Source organism: Algoriphagus sp. (assembly GCF_046296635.1).
Classification (GTDB): domain Bacteria; phylum Bacteroidota; class Bacteroidia; order Cytophagales; family Cyclobacteriaceae; genus Algoriphagus.
In genome coordinates, this window is the sequence record NZ_JBKBKZ010000001.1 from 309,603 (window position 1) to 323,766 (window position 14,164).

Genomic DNA, 14,164 nt, shown 5'->3' on the forward strand with positions numbered 1-14,164 from the left:
TTAATAATTTATTGACTTTCCTGCAAGAAATCCAGTCGACCAAGCGGCTTGAAAATTGAAGCCACCTGTAATTCCATCGATATTCAGAACCTCCCCGGCAAAGTATAGGTTTGGGTGATAATTGCTTTGCATTGTATCTGGATTAATTTCCTCCAAAGAAATCCCACCTGCTGTGACGAATTCTTCTTTAAAAGTAGTTTTTCCATTTACTTCCAAAATATAGCAAAAAAGGTTTTGCACTAATCTGTTTAGGTGTTTTTTTGGCAAATTTCCATACAGTTGATTTGATTCGATCTCTGACTTAGCACAAAAGTGTTCCCAAAGTCTCGAAGGGGTATCAAAAAGTACATGAGAATAAACCTTTCGATTGGGATGGCTTTTTTGATAATTGATTAATTGTTGTAGGTATTCATTCTCTCCGAAATTGCCATTCCAGTTGATAATTGCCCGAGCTTGATAATGATGCTCATGCAACCATTCGGCACCAAAGGCGGATAATTTCAAGACAGCGGGACCACTGACACCCCAATGTGTTATTAAAACCGGCCCCCTGTAATTGAGTTTTGTGCCTTCGATTTTGACTAGGCCATCTGATACAGCCACACCCATCAATTCGCGAATCGATTCTCCAGGAGTGTTGAAAGTAAATAATGAGGGTATGGGATTATTAATATTATGATTCAATGAGTTAAGAAAATAATAGCTTTCAGATTTAGGATGGCCTCCGGAGGCTATTACCACCGCATCTGCTCTGAAAACACCCTTATCAGTGATCAATTCATATCCTGATTTTGTAGGGTTTAACTCCTTTATTCCCGTGGCTATGAGAATTTTAATTTTGTGCTTTTCGGCTTCAGCGAGCAAAACACCTATGATTGACTGAGAAGAATCAGTAGTGGGAAACATCCTACCATCTTGTTCAACTTTCAAAGGAACTCCACGTGATTCAAACCACTCAATGGTATCCTGAATGGAAAAGTGTCGGAAGACTTTCTTCAAGAATTTTTCGCCCCGAGGATAATTCTTCACGAGTTTGGATATCTCCATCGGTCGATGTGTGACATTACATCTCCCGCCGCCGGAGACTTTTACTTTGGAAAGAAGCTTAGGACTTTTTTCGAAAATCGTCACCTCTCTGCCTATCCCACTGGCATGTATAGCAGCAAAAAAACCTGCCGCTCCCCCACCTATTATAGCGATTTTCAATTTGAATATCTCGTTAAAATACAATGATTTAGACTCAACGCTTTTTACTGGTAAATGAGCCTAAAATACCCCTTGCCAATTCTCGAAATAGTGTTCTTCCCATCTGACGAACCATGGTGTTTTTACTTAATTCGCCTATAAAAGATTCATCTTGTTTGGTTCGCGTCCCTGTCCTTGGAGGAGGTCCAGGCAGCTTGGCCTTTTCCTGTTCCTTTTGCACTTGCTCCATTTTCCGCTCGAGGATTTCAAAGGCGCTGTCATGATCGATTTCCTGATTGTATTTGGAAGCAAGCTGAGATTTGGATACCAGTTGGGTGATTTCGGAATCATCCAAAATATCCATTCTGCTAATCGGAGCTCTTACTAATGTATGCGCTAATGGAGTTGGGATACCCTTTTCATTCAAGGCAGTAATCAATGCCTCCCCAATCCCCATTGCGGTCAACACTTCTGAAGTCTTGTAAAAAGGGGAATCAGGATAGTTTTCCGCTGTTTTAGTGATTGCTCTCCTGTCCTTGGCTGTAAAAGCCCGTAGTGCATGCTGAACCTTCAACCCTAATTGGCCCAAAACACTGTCAGGTACATCCGTTGGAGTTTGAGTGCAGAAGAAGACTCCCACTCCTTTGGATCTTATCAATTTGATAATCGTCTCAATTTTATTCAATAAATCTTTTGAAGCACTAGAGAACACCAAATGTGCTTCATCAATAAAGAGACAGAGTTTCGGTTGATCCGAATCTCCCTGCTCGGGAAATGTCTCGTAGATTTCAGAAAGCAGACTCAGCATAAAAGTGGAAAACAGTTTGGGACTGCTTTGGATATCTGTCAATCGAATAACCGAAATGACTCCTTTTCCATCTTTTGTCCTCACAAAATCATCTACCTCAAACGAACGCTCACCAAAAAACCGATCTGCTCCCTGCTGCTCCAGCTCGATGATTTTTCGCATGATGGTATTGACAGAAGCAGAAGAGACCTGCCCAAATTCCTTGGTAATAGCTTCTTTGCCTTCGTTGGAAACAAATTGAAGGACGCGCTTGAAGTCTTTTAAATCCAACAAGGGTAGATGATGTAAATCACAGTATCGGAATACTAGAGCGATTACCCCTTGCTGTGTATCATTCACTTCCAAAATTTGAGAAATCAAGACCGGACCAAACTCAGATACTGTGGCTTTGAGTCGAACGCCTTTTTCTTTTGAAATAGTCATCAGCTCCACAGGAAGACCTTGAGGAGTATAATCCACTCCGATGGTAGCAGATCTTTTCAGAATAAAATCAGAAGATGCTCCTGGCATCGCAAGGCCTGACAAATCACCTTTAAGATCCATTAAAACTGAAGGAATACCTTTCAGCGAGAGTTGTTCTGCGATTACCTGAAGCGTTTTTGTTTTTCCAGTTCCTGTTGCACCAGCTATAAGCCCATGTCGATTCATCGTTTTCAGCGGTATTTTGATATGGCAGTTGGTTACTGCCTCACCATCCAATATACCTGTACCGAGAATTATGAAATCTTTTTTATAAGCCTGACCTTCAGTCAATATGGTTTTAAACTGGTCTATTTTGTTCATTGGTGGAAAAGTTTTGACTTCCAAACTACAAAAAAACCCTGAGTTGCCTCAAGGTTCTTTAATGATTAATCCTTCCTTAATTTCAATGTGTGACAACCGGGTCAAGACTTTTTGCCTGTGTGATAAAATCCTCGACCTTGGACAGAGGAGGTACGACACGAGTCAAGCCTTTTTCGTCTTGAGTTTTAACTAATGCAGCGTGAAGATTTTCAGGATTTCTGGTTCTCAGTTCCTTTACAGTATCCACTCCAGCTGCCTTCAGGAGTTCTGCAAATTGGCTTGCGACCCCATTAATTCTAAACAAATCGGCCATATTGACCCAATCCAAGATTTTACCTTCATTAATTCCAGACGCTTCTGCGATTGCTTTACGACCGGATTTTGATGCACCCTTTTCCAGAAGTCCCTCTACTGAAGTCACTCCTGCTTCGGCGAGTTTTCCCTTGAAAACTTCACCGATACCTTCGATCATAGTGATCGTTTTTGCCATTTTTTTTGTTTTTGATTTTTTGAGAAAAATTGTTAACCAATAAAAATTAACCTTCGCATCGAAAGCTAATCTATTTTACGATATCCAAAATAAAAAAAATTTCTTTGGACAAAATGAAAAATAATAATCTTCACAGTCCGCTTACAAATTTTAACTTTGGCTTAACAAAAAGTGTTATTTACTTAGTCTAAATTATCCCAAGCAAGACCTTGAACATTCCTATCTCATATTTTCGATTTATACTTTTCATTCTACTGGCCTTGCCTTCGTTTGAATCTTTCGCTCAGTCAGGTCCAAATCTTGGTCAAACTGACCGATGGATGAAAGGTGCTTTGGCAGCTCTTGAACGAAAAGATTATCAAACCGCAAATTCAATTTTCAGGAATTTAATCGACTCCGGTTTACCTCTTCCTGATGAAATGCCCTATTATTTTTCGGAGACACTTTTTCAATTAGGTCAATTTGATAACAGCTCCAATTTTCTGAATAAATATCTGGAATTGACTGGATTCAAAGGTGAGAACTACCAAGGAGCAAAAGAGCTTCAGGAAAAGCTGAAAAAACCTATTGAAGAAATTCAAACTTGCCAATTGTGTGACAGAAGAGGATATCGATTTGCCTCATGCTTTACCTGTGATGGATCTAAGCAAATCGAGCAGGACTGTAATTACTGCAAATCCAAAGGCATCGTAGGCTGTAGTAGGTGCGCAGCTTCAGGATTAATCAAAAAAGTCAATGTCTTTAATATTGTGGAGTTTTTTGAATGTGAGCGCTGCTCCGGAAAAGGCCGTTTGACATGCCCTGAATGCGAAGGCTCAGGTAGAGAAGTTAGTGATTGCAAAACATGCATGGGTTCCGGGCATATCGCATCCGATGCCATTTGCGATCACAAGGAACATGATCATTCCTCGGAGACTAAAAAGTAAAGAGACTGTCTCATAAGTTTCGATTGTCACATTGATCGCCTGCCTGTCCGGTAGGCAGGTAGTCGAAATGTAGCTTAATTTACTGGAAATGGCCTTCGACTCCTGTCACCCTGAGCGGAGTCGAAGGGTCAGGCTGACACCGATAAGCCTATTTTAAACAGCCTCAATATTACTTACAATATTTATTGAAAGCTTCCGATGCCCCCGAATATTCGAGGACAGAAGCAAGTTTAAAATCTTCACAAGCTTGCTTATTTCTATTCAATGCAACTTTTAATAACCCTCTGTTATAATAAGCCTGAGCAAAATCTTTATCGACTTGGATTGCAGCACCATAGGCTTTAAGTGCATCTTCGGGTAATCCCAATTGATGTAAAGCTCTTCCTTTCAAGAAAGAAGCCATAGCTGGTGCACCGGAAATCTCCTCAGCTTTGGTTGCATAAAGTAAGGCACTGGCGAAGTTTTTTTCTTCCAACTGAACGGCGGATAAACTAAGTAAAATCTGAAAGTTGTTTGGATCATAAGCTAAAGCTGACTCAAAGTCAACTCTAGCCTTATTCATTTCTCCCAATTCCTGAAATGCTCTCCCACGGTTGTACAATAAAGTAACATCCGTAGGCTTTAGCTTAAGACTCTCTGTGTATTTCTGAGCTGCAAGCTCATAATTGCCTCTTTCAAAATAGGTGTCAGCAGGATCTTTTTTGGTTTCAGTACAGGCCCAAATCGAACTGGACAATAGCGTAACGATTAGGGCTTTTTGGAATAATTTCATGTGTTTATAATTTTTTCTTTATGGCCACACCTGCCTGCCGGCAGGCAGGTGGAATCTCGCATGGTCTATAATCATCCCTCTGTGTGTCGCTTTGGGTCATGCTTGATTTCATATGATTATAATTGTTTTTTAGAGGCCATATGGAATGCCCGAAATAATCATTCCCCTGTGTGAGAACCTTTTCTCATGGGCATTTCATGTGTTTATAATTTGTTTTTTAAAGGCCACACCTGCCTGCCGGAAGGCAGGTGGAATCTTCGCAAGTTGGATAATCATCCCAGTGTGTGACATAGGCGTCATGCTTGATTTCATGTTTTTCGATTTAAACTGCTACGTTGTTTTCTCTTAACGCATCGTTGAGTGAGGTTTTGAGATCGGTAGAAGCTTTACGTTGTCCTATGATAAGAGCGCATGGAACTTGATAAGTTCCAGCTGGGAAGTTTTTGGCTAAAGAACCTGGAATTACAACCGAGCGAGGAGGAACATAACCTTTATATTCTACAGGTTCCGAACCTGTGACATCTATGATTTTTGAACTGGCTGTCAAGGTTACTCCTGCACCGATTACTGCTTCTTTGCCGATTCTTACTCCTTCTACAATGATGGCTCTCGAACCAATGAATGCTCCTTCTTCAATAATTACGGGAGCAGCCTGAACAGGCTCCAAAACTCCTCCAATACCTACTCCACCACTTAAATGAACATTTTTGCCGATCTGAGCGCAAGAGCCAACGGTGGCCCAAGTATCAACCATCGTGCCACTGTCCACGTAAGCTCCGATATTAACATAACTTGGCATCATCACCACTCCAGACGCCAAAAAAGCCCCGTAACGAGCTACAGCGTGAGGAACTACACGCACACCTTGCTTGGCATAATTGGTTTTGAGGGCCATTTTATCATGGAATTCAAATGGTCCAACTTCAATGGTTTGCATCTTTTGAATTGGGAAATAAAGGATTACCGCTTTTTTCACCCAATCATTCACTTGCCAGTTGCCGTCTTCCAAGGGCTCAGCCACTCGTAGTTTACCGGCATCCAAATCTGCAATGATGGTCTTTATTGCTATTTCTGTTTCTTTTTCCTTTAATAATTCCCTGTTGTCCCAGGCTGCTTCAATGATAGTCTTCAGTTCCATTATTTTATTTAGTTTCGTTTATGAGTCAGTTTCAGACCAAAAGGGTTCCCGTGATTATCGCTTCTACCCTGAAGCCGATCATGGATGTGCGAGCTTTTGGAAAGCTTGCTCTTTCGCTTGGCGAAACAAATACATACAGCTTATTTATCATAGGTTTTTCTCCAAAAAGGCCCATTTCCATTCCGGGATTTCGATTTTTTTCTTCTATGAGTCATTTCGATTCTCGCTTGGATCGGGTAATGGCTCAGTTTAGATTTTTATTTCGGCTCCTTCAAGTTAGACCAAAGCTATTGATATGTTGTACGTATGAATTACTTCCGATTGCCTCATTTCTAAAGCCTATCATAGAATATAAACTAGTATATGATGTTCAGGAAAACTATGTTTTAAACCTAGGCCTCAATCCAAATCTTTTAGAAAAGAAAAGCAAAAAAGCTGGCAATCTTATTCAAAAAGCAGAGTCAGTCAGCGGCATCGATTTATTTCTTTTCGCAGAGAAATGCTATGCTTATGAAATGCCTGAAAAGAAACCCTATCTCATATTTGAGAATAAATTTGCAGGTGAATTAAAGGAGCAAAAGCCCATTCAACTAAAAAGTAAAAGTGCAATTCGATTCTGTATTACCGGGACCATCACTCCCGCCTTTGGGACATGGGATGTGGTAGAATGGTTTCGTGAAATTGTCAAGACTTTCCCCAAAGCTGAGCTGATTATTGCAGGTCATTGTCCGCTGATTTCTTTCCATGAAAAGCTTGAAAAAGCTGCTAATGAAACCCCAAATCTAAGCCTTCAAATAAGCCCAATCCCGGTCGACCATGACAAGCTAATGACGATATTCAGCAGCTCAGATTTTGCATTATTGCCTTACCAAAATCATGAAGCCATTCGCGGTAAAATGCCAACCAAACTTTTTGAATGTGCGGCATTAGGGATCCCGGTTTTGATCAGTCCTAATCCTATTTGGGAAGGTTTTCTGGCGGATTTCCGAGGTGGATTCGCTATTGATTTCTTAAATCTTTCTAAGGCTACTCAACAACTGGAAACAGCTTTAGCGCATACTTTTTTCACTTCTGCACCTTCTGAAAATATCCTATGGAAAACTGAAAGGACTCACTTTCAGCAAGCTATCCAAGATTTACTTTCTTAAAACTCCATTTTCATTTCTTGAAGTGGATAAGTGTGGAAAGTTTTCCACTCAAACCTCTGTTTTTACACTCCTTTTCTTGAAACGGAAACTGGGAAAAACCTGTGACTGCTCCAGAAAATCCCCAATAAATCCGCCCATAAACTAATGTAAATCAATATTCTCCAATATTTATTCGTTTCATCGAATCTAATATTTAGACAAGCCTAAATCCCAAAACACATTTGAAAATAGGTTATCAACACCTGATTTAGCTCCTATGAAAATTATATTTAGCTAAGTCTAAATTAATTTTTATATTTGACTCATTATTCAAATTGGATTACCATGGATTTGACCAGTACAGAAGAGAATTACCTGAAAGCCATCTACCACCTATCAGAGGGTGGAAAAAAAAGTGTCTCTACCAATGACATCGCAGCAGAGATGAAAACCAAGGCTGCCTCGGTGAGTGATATGCTCCGGAAACTAGGAGAAAAAGAGGTTATAGAATACCGGAAATACTACGGTCTTCAGATCACCGAATCAGGCAAAAGATTTGCCCTACAGACTATCCGAAAGCATCGCCTATGGGAAGTTTTTTTGGTGGAGAAATTGAACTTTGCCTGGGACGAAGTGCATGAAGTAGCAGAGCAATTGGAGCACATCCACTCCCCTCTTTTGATACAGCGCCTAGACTCCTATCTGAATTACCCCAAGTTTGATCCACACGGTGATCCCATACCGGATGAGTTTGGAGATGTACGAGCTAGACCACGGGTTCAACTCAATGAAATGGAGGTGGACCAAACCGGTCAAATTGTAGCAGTGAAAGACAGTTCGGCTGCATTCCTACGCTACCTTGATAAAGTTGGTGCATATATCGGGGCCCGAATCAAAGTCCTCGATAAAGTAGAATTTGACGGTTCTCTGGAAATTTTGGTTGATCAGAAAAAGACACTCTTCATGTCGAAAGATGTGTCCTGTAATATTTTGGTTTTGCAATCATGAACCGATATCTCCTTCCATTTTTATTGATTTTGGTTTCGTTCGCTTGTAAGATCGATTCGAAGGAAACTAGAACCAAACCACTGATTGTCGCCACCACCAGTATTTTGGCAGATGGGATCAAAAACATCGTCCAAGAAAATGCGGATGTCGTTGCTCTGATGCCTGCCGGAGTGGACCCACACTTATATAAGGCCTCCGTTCGGGACTTGGATCTTTTGACTAATGCTGATCTCGTCGTCTATCATGGATTATATCTGGAAGGCAAAATGACCGAGATTTTTGAAAAGTTAGCTCTCAGTCAAACACTCATTGACATCTCACAAGGTCTCCCAAAAGATGATCTCATTCGATCCGGACCTGAAGCACATAGCGTAGATCCTCACATTTGGTTTGATGTTAAACTTTGGTCAAAAGCGATGGCGTATGTATCTCAGGAAATGATTGAATGGAAACCTGAATGGAAGTCAAACCTTGAATCAAATTCAACAGCCTATCTCGCCCAACTTAAAGAACTCGACGACGAGGTTCGAACGAAGGTCAATGAACTTCGCACAGCGGGGCAAGTACTGGTAACAGCCCACGATGCCTTCGCGTATTTCGGAATTGCCTACCAACTCGAAGTCAAATCACTTCAGGGTCTTTCTACTTTGAGCGAACCCGGGCTTCGCGATTTAACAGAACTCATCACCATCGTCCAAGAAAACAAGGTGAAAGCAATTTTTGCAGAACAGACCATTTCTCCCAAAGCCATCCGAGCTGTAGCGGCTGGAGCTGCTGAACGCAATCATCAAGTCAATCTCGCCGGACCACTTTACACCGACAGCTTGGATGCAGTCGGAACACCTGCTGGCACTTACATCGGCATGGTTAAAACCAACCTAAAAATCATCTACGAAAGCCTATTATTATGATCACACAGGTCGAAAATCCTATTCTTGAAATTCATGACCTCACCGTGAGTTATGATCAAAATCCCGTGCTTTGGAATGTGGACCTTAGCCTTCCGAGTGGAAAACTCGTCGGAATTTTAGGTCCAAATGGAGCAGGGAAATCAACTTTGATCAAAGCAATCATGGGTTTGATCACACCTACTTCGGGCTTTGTAAAGGTTTTTTACAAACCCTTGAATGATGTCCGTGCGAGGATTAGCTATGTCCCGCAACGGGAATCGGTCGATTGGAATTTTCCAGCTTCAGTCCTGGATGTTGTGATGATGGGAACTTACGGGAAACTTGGACTTTTCCGAAGGCCAGGAAAAAAACAAAAAGAATTGGCCATGAGGAGCCTCGAGCAGGTGGGAATGAGTGGATTTGTTGGTAGACAGATTTCTGAGCTTTCAGGAGGTCAGCAGCAGCGGGTTTTTATTGCAAGAGCATTGGCTCAGGAAGCTGATTTATATTTGATGGATGAGCCCTTTGCAGGTGTGGATATGTCCACTGAGACCGCTATTTTCCAATTACTCCAAGAAATGACTGCTGCAGGAAAAACGGTCATAGTCGTACATCACGACATTCATTCTGCCATGGCATTTTTCGACTGGTTGATAATGTTGAATCTACACCTTGTAGCTTCCGGTCCGAAAGAGCTCGTAATGAATGAGGAAATGCTACGCAAAACCTACGGAGGTAAACTCAATCTCCTCACCCGAGTCACTGATATGATTCGCCAAAAAGATTTCAACCCATTAAAGCGTTGACATGGAAGATTTCATTTACTTCTTCACTTTTCAAGATCCATCCATTCTGTGGGTTGTGTTAGGGATCACACTTTTAGGAATTGGGTCGGCATACGTCGGAACTTTCTCCTTTTTGGATAAAAAAGCCTTGCTCGGAGATGCGATTTCCCATGCGGTGCTGCCTGGAATCTGTTTGGGATTTATGGTTGCAGGAGAAAAGAATCCTGTTTATATCGTTGCAGGAGCTTTCTTATCAGGTGCGATAGCCACTTTTTTGAGCTCGTGGCTGAAAAGAAACACGAAGCTGAGCGAAGACACCATCATCGCTACCATCCTTTCCGTCTTTTTCGGTTTCGGGATCGTGCTTTTAACCTCACTTCAGAAAAGTGGAAATCCTGAGATTGCCGGTTTGAATTCCTTCATTTTCGGAAATGCCATAGGGATATCAGAATCTGATTTAATGCTTTATGGTGGGCTTTCACTTGCAATCATTTTGGTTTTGACGCTCATGTTGAAGGAGTTTCGATTGATGGTTTTTGATCCTGAATATGGCAAAGCCATCGGTTTTCCGATGAAGTTCATCTCCTTTCTTTTTAATGTGCTGATGATTTTGGCTGTAGTCATAGGAATTCAGGCAATCGGTGTGGTGTTGATGGCTGCGCTTTTAATCACGCCCGGAGCAGCAGCGAGATTTTGGACAGATCGATTAAATCCGCTTTTAATTCTTGCAGCCATTTTTTCAGTAATGTCCGGCATCATGGGAACCTATGTTTCATTCGTTCTTCCTCAGATGCCGACTGGTCCTTGGGTAGTCGTTTTCCTTTCGCTTTTTGCTTTGATTTCATTTTTGATTGCTCCGAAAACAGGAATCATTTCCAGACATTTTTCAAGGAAAAAATACCTTCGAAAAACACACCGAGATCACCTGATGAAGGCTCTTTACAAAGCTCAAGAAGAAGGTAGAACCGGGCTACTTATAGAAGAAATCTATGAGCTCTACCCCTATCAAAAAGCTGAAACAACAAAGTCAATAAGTCATTTAATAAGTAATGGTTTTATTACTAAAAATCAATTGGTTATAAGATTATCAGAAAAGGGAATTTCTGATGCGATGCGTATAGTTCGTCTCCATAGACTTTGGGAATTGTACCTTAATGAGTCGATGAATATCGCCCCTGACCACGTCCACGATTCGGCTGAAGAACTGGAACATTTGATCACTCCGGAGTTGGAAGCTTTGCTCGAAAAAGGACTCAACTACCCCGCCCTAGATCCTCATCGAGAACCCATTCCAAGGCCTGATAAGCGTTGACCAAGTTTCCAACCCAAATGTCCCAATGTTTATTTTCGCTCCTGAACACCTGTCTTCTCAACATCTTGAAACTAGATACTTACTACCAGCTACTAAACCATGACCTTCGATAGCAACGCTTTTTTGATCATTTTCACAGGTGCGCTCATCGCGATATCCTGTGGATTTTTGGGTGTCTTTATGATGCTTCGCAAAATGTCCATGACAGGCGATGCCATTTCCCACGCCGTCCTTCCAGGCATTGTTATCGGCTATTTTGTCTCCGGAAGCCAAAGAAGTTTGGAAGTAATTATAGGAGCAGGACTTTTGGGGATTTTGGCCACGCTGATGATTGATTGGCTGCGCAAAAAAGCCCGTGTGCAACTTGATGCCTCAATTGGAATCACCTTCACTCTCCTATTTGCCATAGGCATCATCTTGATCAATCTCCTAGCATACAAAGTGGACTTGGATCAAGAATGTGTCCTCTATGGAGAGATCGCCTACTTACCAATTGACAGTTGGATCACCAAAAGCGGATTGAATCTCGGGCCTCGGATCACTTGGTTGGCTGGTCTGAATTTCTTGTTTGTATGCGGATTTATCTACTTGTTATTTAAAGAGTTGGTCTTAACGAGCTTCGATGAAAACTTTAGCTCTGTAATGGGAATTCCGGCTAAGGGTGTAAATCTGGCTTTGATGAGTATTGTTTCATATACAACGGTCAGCAGCTTTGAGGCTGTTGGCGCGATATTGGTTGTAGCTTTACTTGTAGTCCCTCCTGCCACTGCCTTCCTTTGGACAAAAAGCCTGATGCCGCTTCTCAAGCTCACCGCTGCCATGGGAATTTCAATTTCCGTGTTAGGATATTATCTTGCTTACTGGATCGACAGTTCGATTGCAGGAATGATGGTCACAGTCGCCGGAGTATTCTTCGGAATTAGTGTATTGATTCACAGTAAAAAGCCACTTTGGTTTAGAGGAACTTCTTCCGTAAAAGAACCGTTTGGAGTTTGATTGGGAAAATTTGTATGAGACGTAAGATGTAAGACAAAAGATGCAAGACATTTGCATCTTTGACCATTAATTAAAAAATTCAATGAAATATATAGTCCTTTTAATTTTCGGTGTCTTGTTGAGTTTTTCTACGAAAGCTCAGGATCAGATCAAATGGCTGAAATTTGAGGAAGCCATTGCAGCAAATGCCCAAAGCCCAAAAATGCTGTTGGTGGATGTTTACACCGACTGGTGTGGCTGGTGCAAGAAGATGGATAAAGAGACTTTTACCGATCCAAAAGTAATTGCATACATCAATAGTAATTTTTATGCCGTGAAAATGAATGCTGAAGATACCAAGCGCACATTCGATTTCATGGGAAAAGAATACACTGAAGCTACAATGGCAGCAACCATGCGTGTTCGCTCCTACCCAAATTTTGTGATCATAGAGCCCAAACTTCAAAATATCGCCCAACTTCCAGGGTATAGACAACCGGATGCATTTTTAGCAGGATTGACAGAATTAATCGAGAAAGCATTTAAAACCAAGCCATGAGTTTTTCCCTCGCCGAGCGAGAAGATACCATTATCGCCCTTGCCACTCCACAGGGAGTTGGCGCCATCGCAGTAATCCGACTCTCCGGAAAAGACGCCATAAAAGTCACCAATGAAGTCTTTTTTGGTAAAAATCTTGAAAATCAAGCCTCACACACCATCCATTTTGGGACGATTCGGGATGGTGAGAAAATTATAGACGAAGTTTTAGTCTCCATTTTTATAGCTCCCAAATCCTTTACAAAGGAAAATGTGGTGGAAATTTCCACCCACGGTTCTTCCTATATCATCAATCAAGTAATAAAACTCTTTATCCGCAAGGGAATTCGTCCTGCCAAACAGGGAGAATTCACACAGCGCGCCTTTCTTCATGGTCAATTTGATCTAGCCCAAGCCGAAGCTGTAGCAGATCTTATCCATGCCGATTCGGAAACGAGTCACCAAGCTGCGCTTAGCCAACTGAGAGGTGGTTTTAGCTCAGAAATTCAGGTGTTGCGGAATCAGCTGATTCATTTTGCTTCGATGATCGAATTGGAACTGGACTTCACAGAAGAAGATGTGGAATTCGCAAGCCGGGCAGACTTGCGGATTTTGGTGGAAAAAATCCTCCGGATCGTCGAGGAGTTAATTCTGAGTTTTGATCTTGGTAACGTGATCAAAAACGGAGTTCCAACGGTCATCGCAGGCAAGCCCAATGCAGGAAAATCCACGCTCCTCAATGCGTTACTTAATGAGGAAAAAGCCATCGTCTCAGAAATCGCAGGAACCACGAGAGACTTTATCGAAGATGAAATCAGCATCGGTGGAGTGATTTTTCGCTTTATCGATACGGCGGGTTTGAGAGAAACTACCGATGTAATTGAGGCCATCGGAGTTAGTCGAACTCAGGAGAAAATGAAGACGGCTTCCCTGATTTTATATCTTTTTGACTTAAGCGATACGGACCTGATCGAGATCAATCGAGACATCAACAAACTCGAAAATCAGGGTGTCCCTTTCCTGAAAGTGGCGAATAAGACAGACAAGGCTAACGGAAATATTATCAATGAGTTAAGGACTATTCATCCAGACACTATTTTTATTTCCGCAGGCAAAAAAGAAAACCTCGAAGCGCTTAAATCACGAGTTCTTGAGCTGGTCAATATGGATAAATTTCGAACTGGAAATACCATTGTGACCAATGTAAGGCACTACGATTCCTTGACCAAAACCAGAGAATCCCTGCTCGATATTCTTACTGGATTGGACAATGAAGTGACCAATGATTTTGTGGCAATGGACATCCGTCGATCCTTACATTACCTTGGGGAGATTACCGGCGAAGTCACGACCGATGATTTGTTGGCGAATATTTTTTCGAAGTTTTGTATCGGGAAGTAAAGGTATTAAGGTAAAACTCAGCTATTG

At 41.7% G+C, this 14,164-nt stretch carries 14 protein-coding genes; 9 read left to right on the plus strand and 5 right to left on the minus strand.

What is annotated here, in order from left to right; all coding sequences use genetic code 11:
- From ACK4HU_RS01375 to ACK4HU_RS01385, 3 genes are all read right to left on the minus strand, one after another.
- Positions 1-1,206 (minus strand): NAD(P)/FAD-dependent oxidoreductase, encoded by a 1,206-nt coding sequence (locus tag ACK4HU_RS01375; protein ID WP_409803038.1) that lies wholly within the window; start codon positions 1,204-1,206, stop codon positions 1-3.
- A 34-nt stretch (positions 1,207-1,240) separates the two neighbouring features.
- Positions 1,241-2,776 carry a helicase HerA-like domain-containing protein gene (locus ACK4HU_RS01380; protein WP_409803039.1) on the minus strand — a complete coding sequence of 512 codons (1,536 nt, stop codon included), beginning with the start codon at positions 2,774-2,776 and terminating at the stop codon, positions 1,241-1,243.
- An 82-nt stretch (positions 2,777-2,858) separates the two neighbouring features.
- On the minus strand, positions 2,859-3,266 hold the full coding sequence (locus tag ACK4HU_RS01385) for a DUF4332 domain-containing protein (protein WP_409803040.1): 408 nt from the start codon (positions 3,264-3,266) through the stop codon (positions 2,859-2,861).
- A gap of 209 nt (positions 3,267-3,475) precedes the next feature.
- On the opposite strand from ACK4HU_RS01385, the gene ACK4HU_RS01390 reads away from it, so the two are divergent.
- A complete protein-coding gene (locus ACK4HU_RS01390; RefSeq protein WP_409803041.1) occupies positions 3,476-4,192 on the plus strand; it encodes a molecular chaperone DnaJ in 717 nt (238 codons plus the stop codon).
- Positions 4,193-4,361: 169 nt separating this feature from the next.
- On the opposite strand, the gene ACK4HU_RS01395 is transcribed toward ACK4HU_RS01390, so the two are convergent.
- Positions 4,362-4,964 carry a tetratricopeptide repeat protein gene (locus ACK4HU_RS01395; protein ID WP_409803042.1) on the minus strand — a complete coding sequence of 201 codons (603 nt, stop codon included), beginning with the start codon at positions 4,962-4,964 and terminating at the stop codon, positions 4,362-4,364.
- A 322-nt stretch (positions 4,965-5,286) separates the two neighbouring features.
- Positions 5,287-6,102 (minus strand): 2,3,4,5-tetrahydropyridine-2,6-dicarboxylate N-succinyltransferase, encoded by an 816-nt coding sequence (locus ACK4HU_RS01400; RefSeq protein WP_409803043.1) that lies wholly within the window; start codon positions 6,100-6,102, stop codon positions 5,287-5,289.
- A 20-nt stretch (positions 6,103-6,122) separates the two neighbouring features.
- Here ACK4HU_RS01400 and ACK4HU_RS01405 point away from each other — a divergent pair, with 20 nt between their 5' ends.
- The 8 genes from ACK4HU_RS01405 to mnmE all read left to right on the plus strand — a co-directional run bounded on the left by ACK4HU_RS01405 (position 6,123) and on the right by mnmE (position 14,137).
- On the plus strand, positions 6,123-7,250 hold the full coding sequence (locus ACK4HU_RS01405) for a glycosyltransferase (protein ID WP_409803044.1): 1,128 nt from the start codon (positions 6,123-6,125) through the stop codon (positions 7,248-7,250).
- Positions 7,251-7,574: 324 nt separating this feature from the next.
- Positions 7,575-8,237, plus strand: a complete 663-nt coding sequence (locus tag ACK4HU_RS01410; protein WP_409803045.1) for a metal-dependent transcriptional regulator — start codon at positions 7,575-7,577, stop codon at positions 8,235-8,237.
- Positions 8,234-9,148, plus strand: a complete 915-nt coding sequence (locus ACK4HU_RS01415; RefSeq protein WP_409803046.1) for a metal ABC transporter solute-binding protein, Zn/Mn family — start codon at positions 8,234-8,236, stop codon at positions 9,146-9,148. The genes ACK4HU_RS01410 and ACK4HU_RS01415 overlap by 4 nt, the downstream gene beginning before the upstream one ends.
- Positions 9,145-9,933 carry a metal ABC transporter ATP-binding protein gene (locus ACK4HU_RS01420; protein WP_409803047.1) on the plus strand — a complete coding sequence of 263 codons (789 nt, stop codon included), beginning with the start codon at positions 9,145-9,147 and terminating at the stop codon, positions 9,931-9,933. The genes ACK4HU_RS01415 and ACK4HU_RS01420 overlap by 4 nt, the downstream gene beginning before the upstream one ends.
- A gap of 1 nt (position 9,934) precedes the next feature.
- On the plus strand, positions 9,935-11,224 hold the full coding sequence (locus ACK4HU_RS01425) for a metal ABC transporter permease (protein WP_409803048.1): 1,290 nt from the start codon (positions 9,935-9,937) through the stop codon (positions 11,222-11,224).
- A 99-nt stretch (positions 11,225-11,323) separates the two neighbouring features.
- The gene (locus ACK4HU_RS01430) at positions 11,324-12,220 is read left to right on the plus strand and encodes a metal ABC transporter permease (RefSeq protein ID WP_409803049.1); all 897 of its coding nucleotides are present in this window, start codon (positions 11,324-11,326) and stop codon (positions 12,218-12,220) included.
- Positions 12,221-12,302: 82 nt separating this feature from the next.
- The gene (locus ACK4HU_RS01435) at positions 12,303-12,758 is read left to right on the plus strand and encodes a thioredoxin family protein (protein WP_409803050.1); all 456 of its coding nucleotides are present in this window, start codon (positions 12,303-12,305) and stop codon (positions 12,756-12,758) included.
- Positions 12,755-14,137 (plus strand): tRNA uridine-5-carboxymethylaminomethyl(34) synthesis GTPase MnmE, encoded by a 1,383-nt coding sequence (gene mnmE / locus ACK4HU_RS01440; RefSeq protein ID WP_409803051.1) that lies wholly within the window; start codon positions 12,755-12,757, stop codon positions 14,135-14,137. Before ACK4HU_RS01435 ends, mnmE begins: the two co-directional genes overlap by 4 nt.
- Positions 14,138-14,164 lie beyond the last annotated feature (27 nt).

What these genes read in the sequence shown, in the direction of transcription:
- ACK4HU_RS01380 (WP_409803039.1), bottom strand. Translation starts at nt 2,776, where the DNA reads ATGAACAAAATAGACCAGTTTAAAACCATATTGACTGAAGGTCAGGCT.
- ACK4HU_RS01385 (WP_409803040.1), bottom strand. Translation starts at nt 3,266, where the DNA reads ATGGCAAAAACGATCACTATGATCGAAGGTATCGGTGAAGTTTTCAAG.
- ACK4HU_RS01395 (WP_409803042.1), bottom strand. Translation starts at nt 4,964, where the DNA reads ATGAAATTATTCCAAAAAGCCCTAATCGTTACGCTATTGTCCAGTTCG.
- ACK4HU_RS01400 (WP_409803043.1), bottom strand. Translation starts at nt 6,102, where the DNA reads ATGGAACTGAAGACTATCATTGAAGCAGCCTGGGACAACAGGGAATTA.
- ACK4HU_RS01405 (WP_409803044.1), top strand. Translation starts at nt 6,123, where the DNA reads ATGAGTCAGTTTCAGACCAAAAGGGTTCCCGTGATTATCGCTTCTACC.
- ACK4HU_RS01410 (WP_409803045.1), top strand. Translation starts at nt 7,575, where the DNA reads ATGGATTTGACCAGTACAGAAGAGAATTACCTGAAAGCCATCTACCAC.
- ACK4HU_RS01415 (WP_409803046.1), top strand. Translation starts at nt 8,234, where the DNA reads ATGAACCGATATCTCCTTCCATTTTTATTGATTTTGGTTTCGTTCGCT.
- ACK4HU_RS01420 (WP_409803047.1), top strand. Translation starts at nt 9,145, where the DNA reads ATGATCACACAGGTCGAAAATCCTATTCTTGAAATTCATGACCTCACC.
- ACK4HU_RS01425 (WP_409803048.1), top strand. Translation starts at nt 9,935, where the DNA reads ATGGAAGATTTCATTTACTTCTTCACTTTTCAAGATCCATCCATTCTG.
- ACK4HU_RS01430 (WP_409803049.1), top strand. Translation starts at nt 11,324, where the DNA reads ATGACCTTCGATAGCAACGCTTTTTTGATCATTTTCACAGGTGCGCTC.
- ACK4HU_RS01435 (WP_409803050.1), top strand. Translation starts at nt 12,303, where the DNA reads ATGAAATATATAGTCCTTTTAATTTTCGGTGTCTTGTTGAGTTTTTCT.
- mnmE (WP_409803051.1), top strand. Translation starts at nt 12,755, where the DNA reads ATGAGTTTTTCCCTCGCCGAGCGAGAAGATACCATTATCGCCCTTGCC.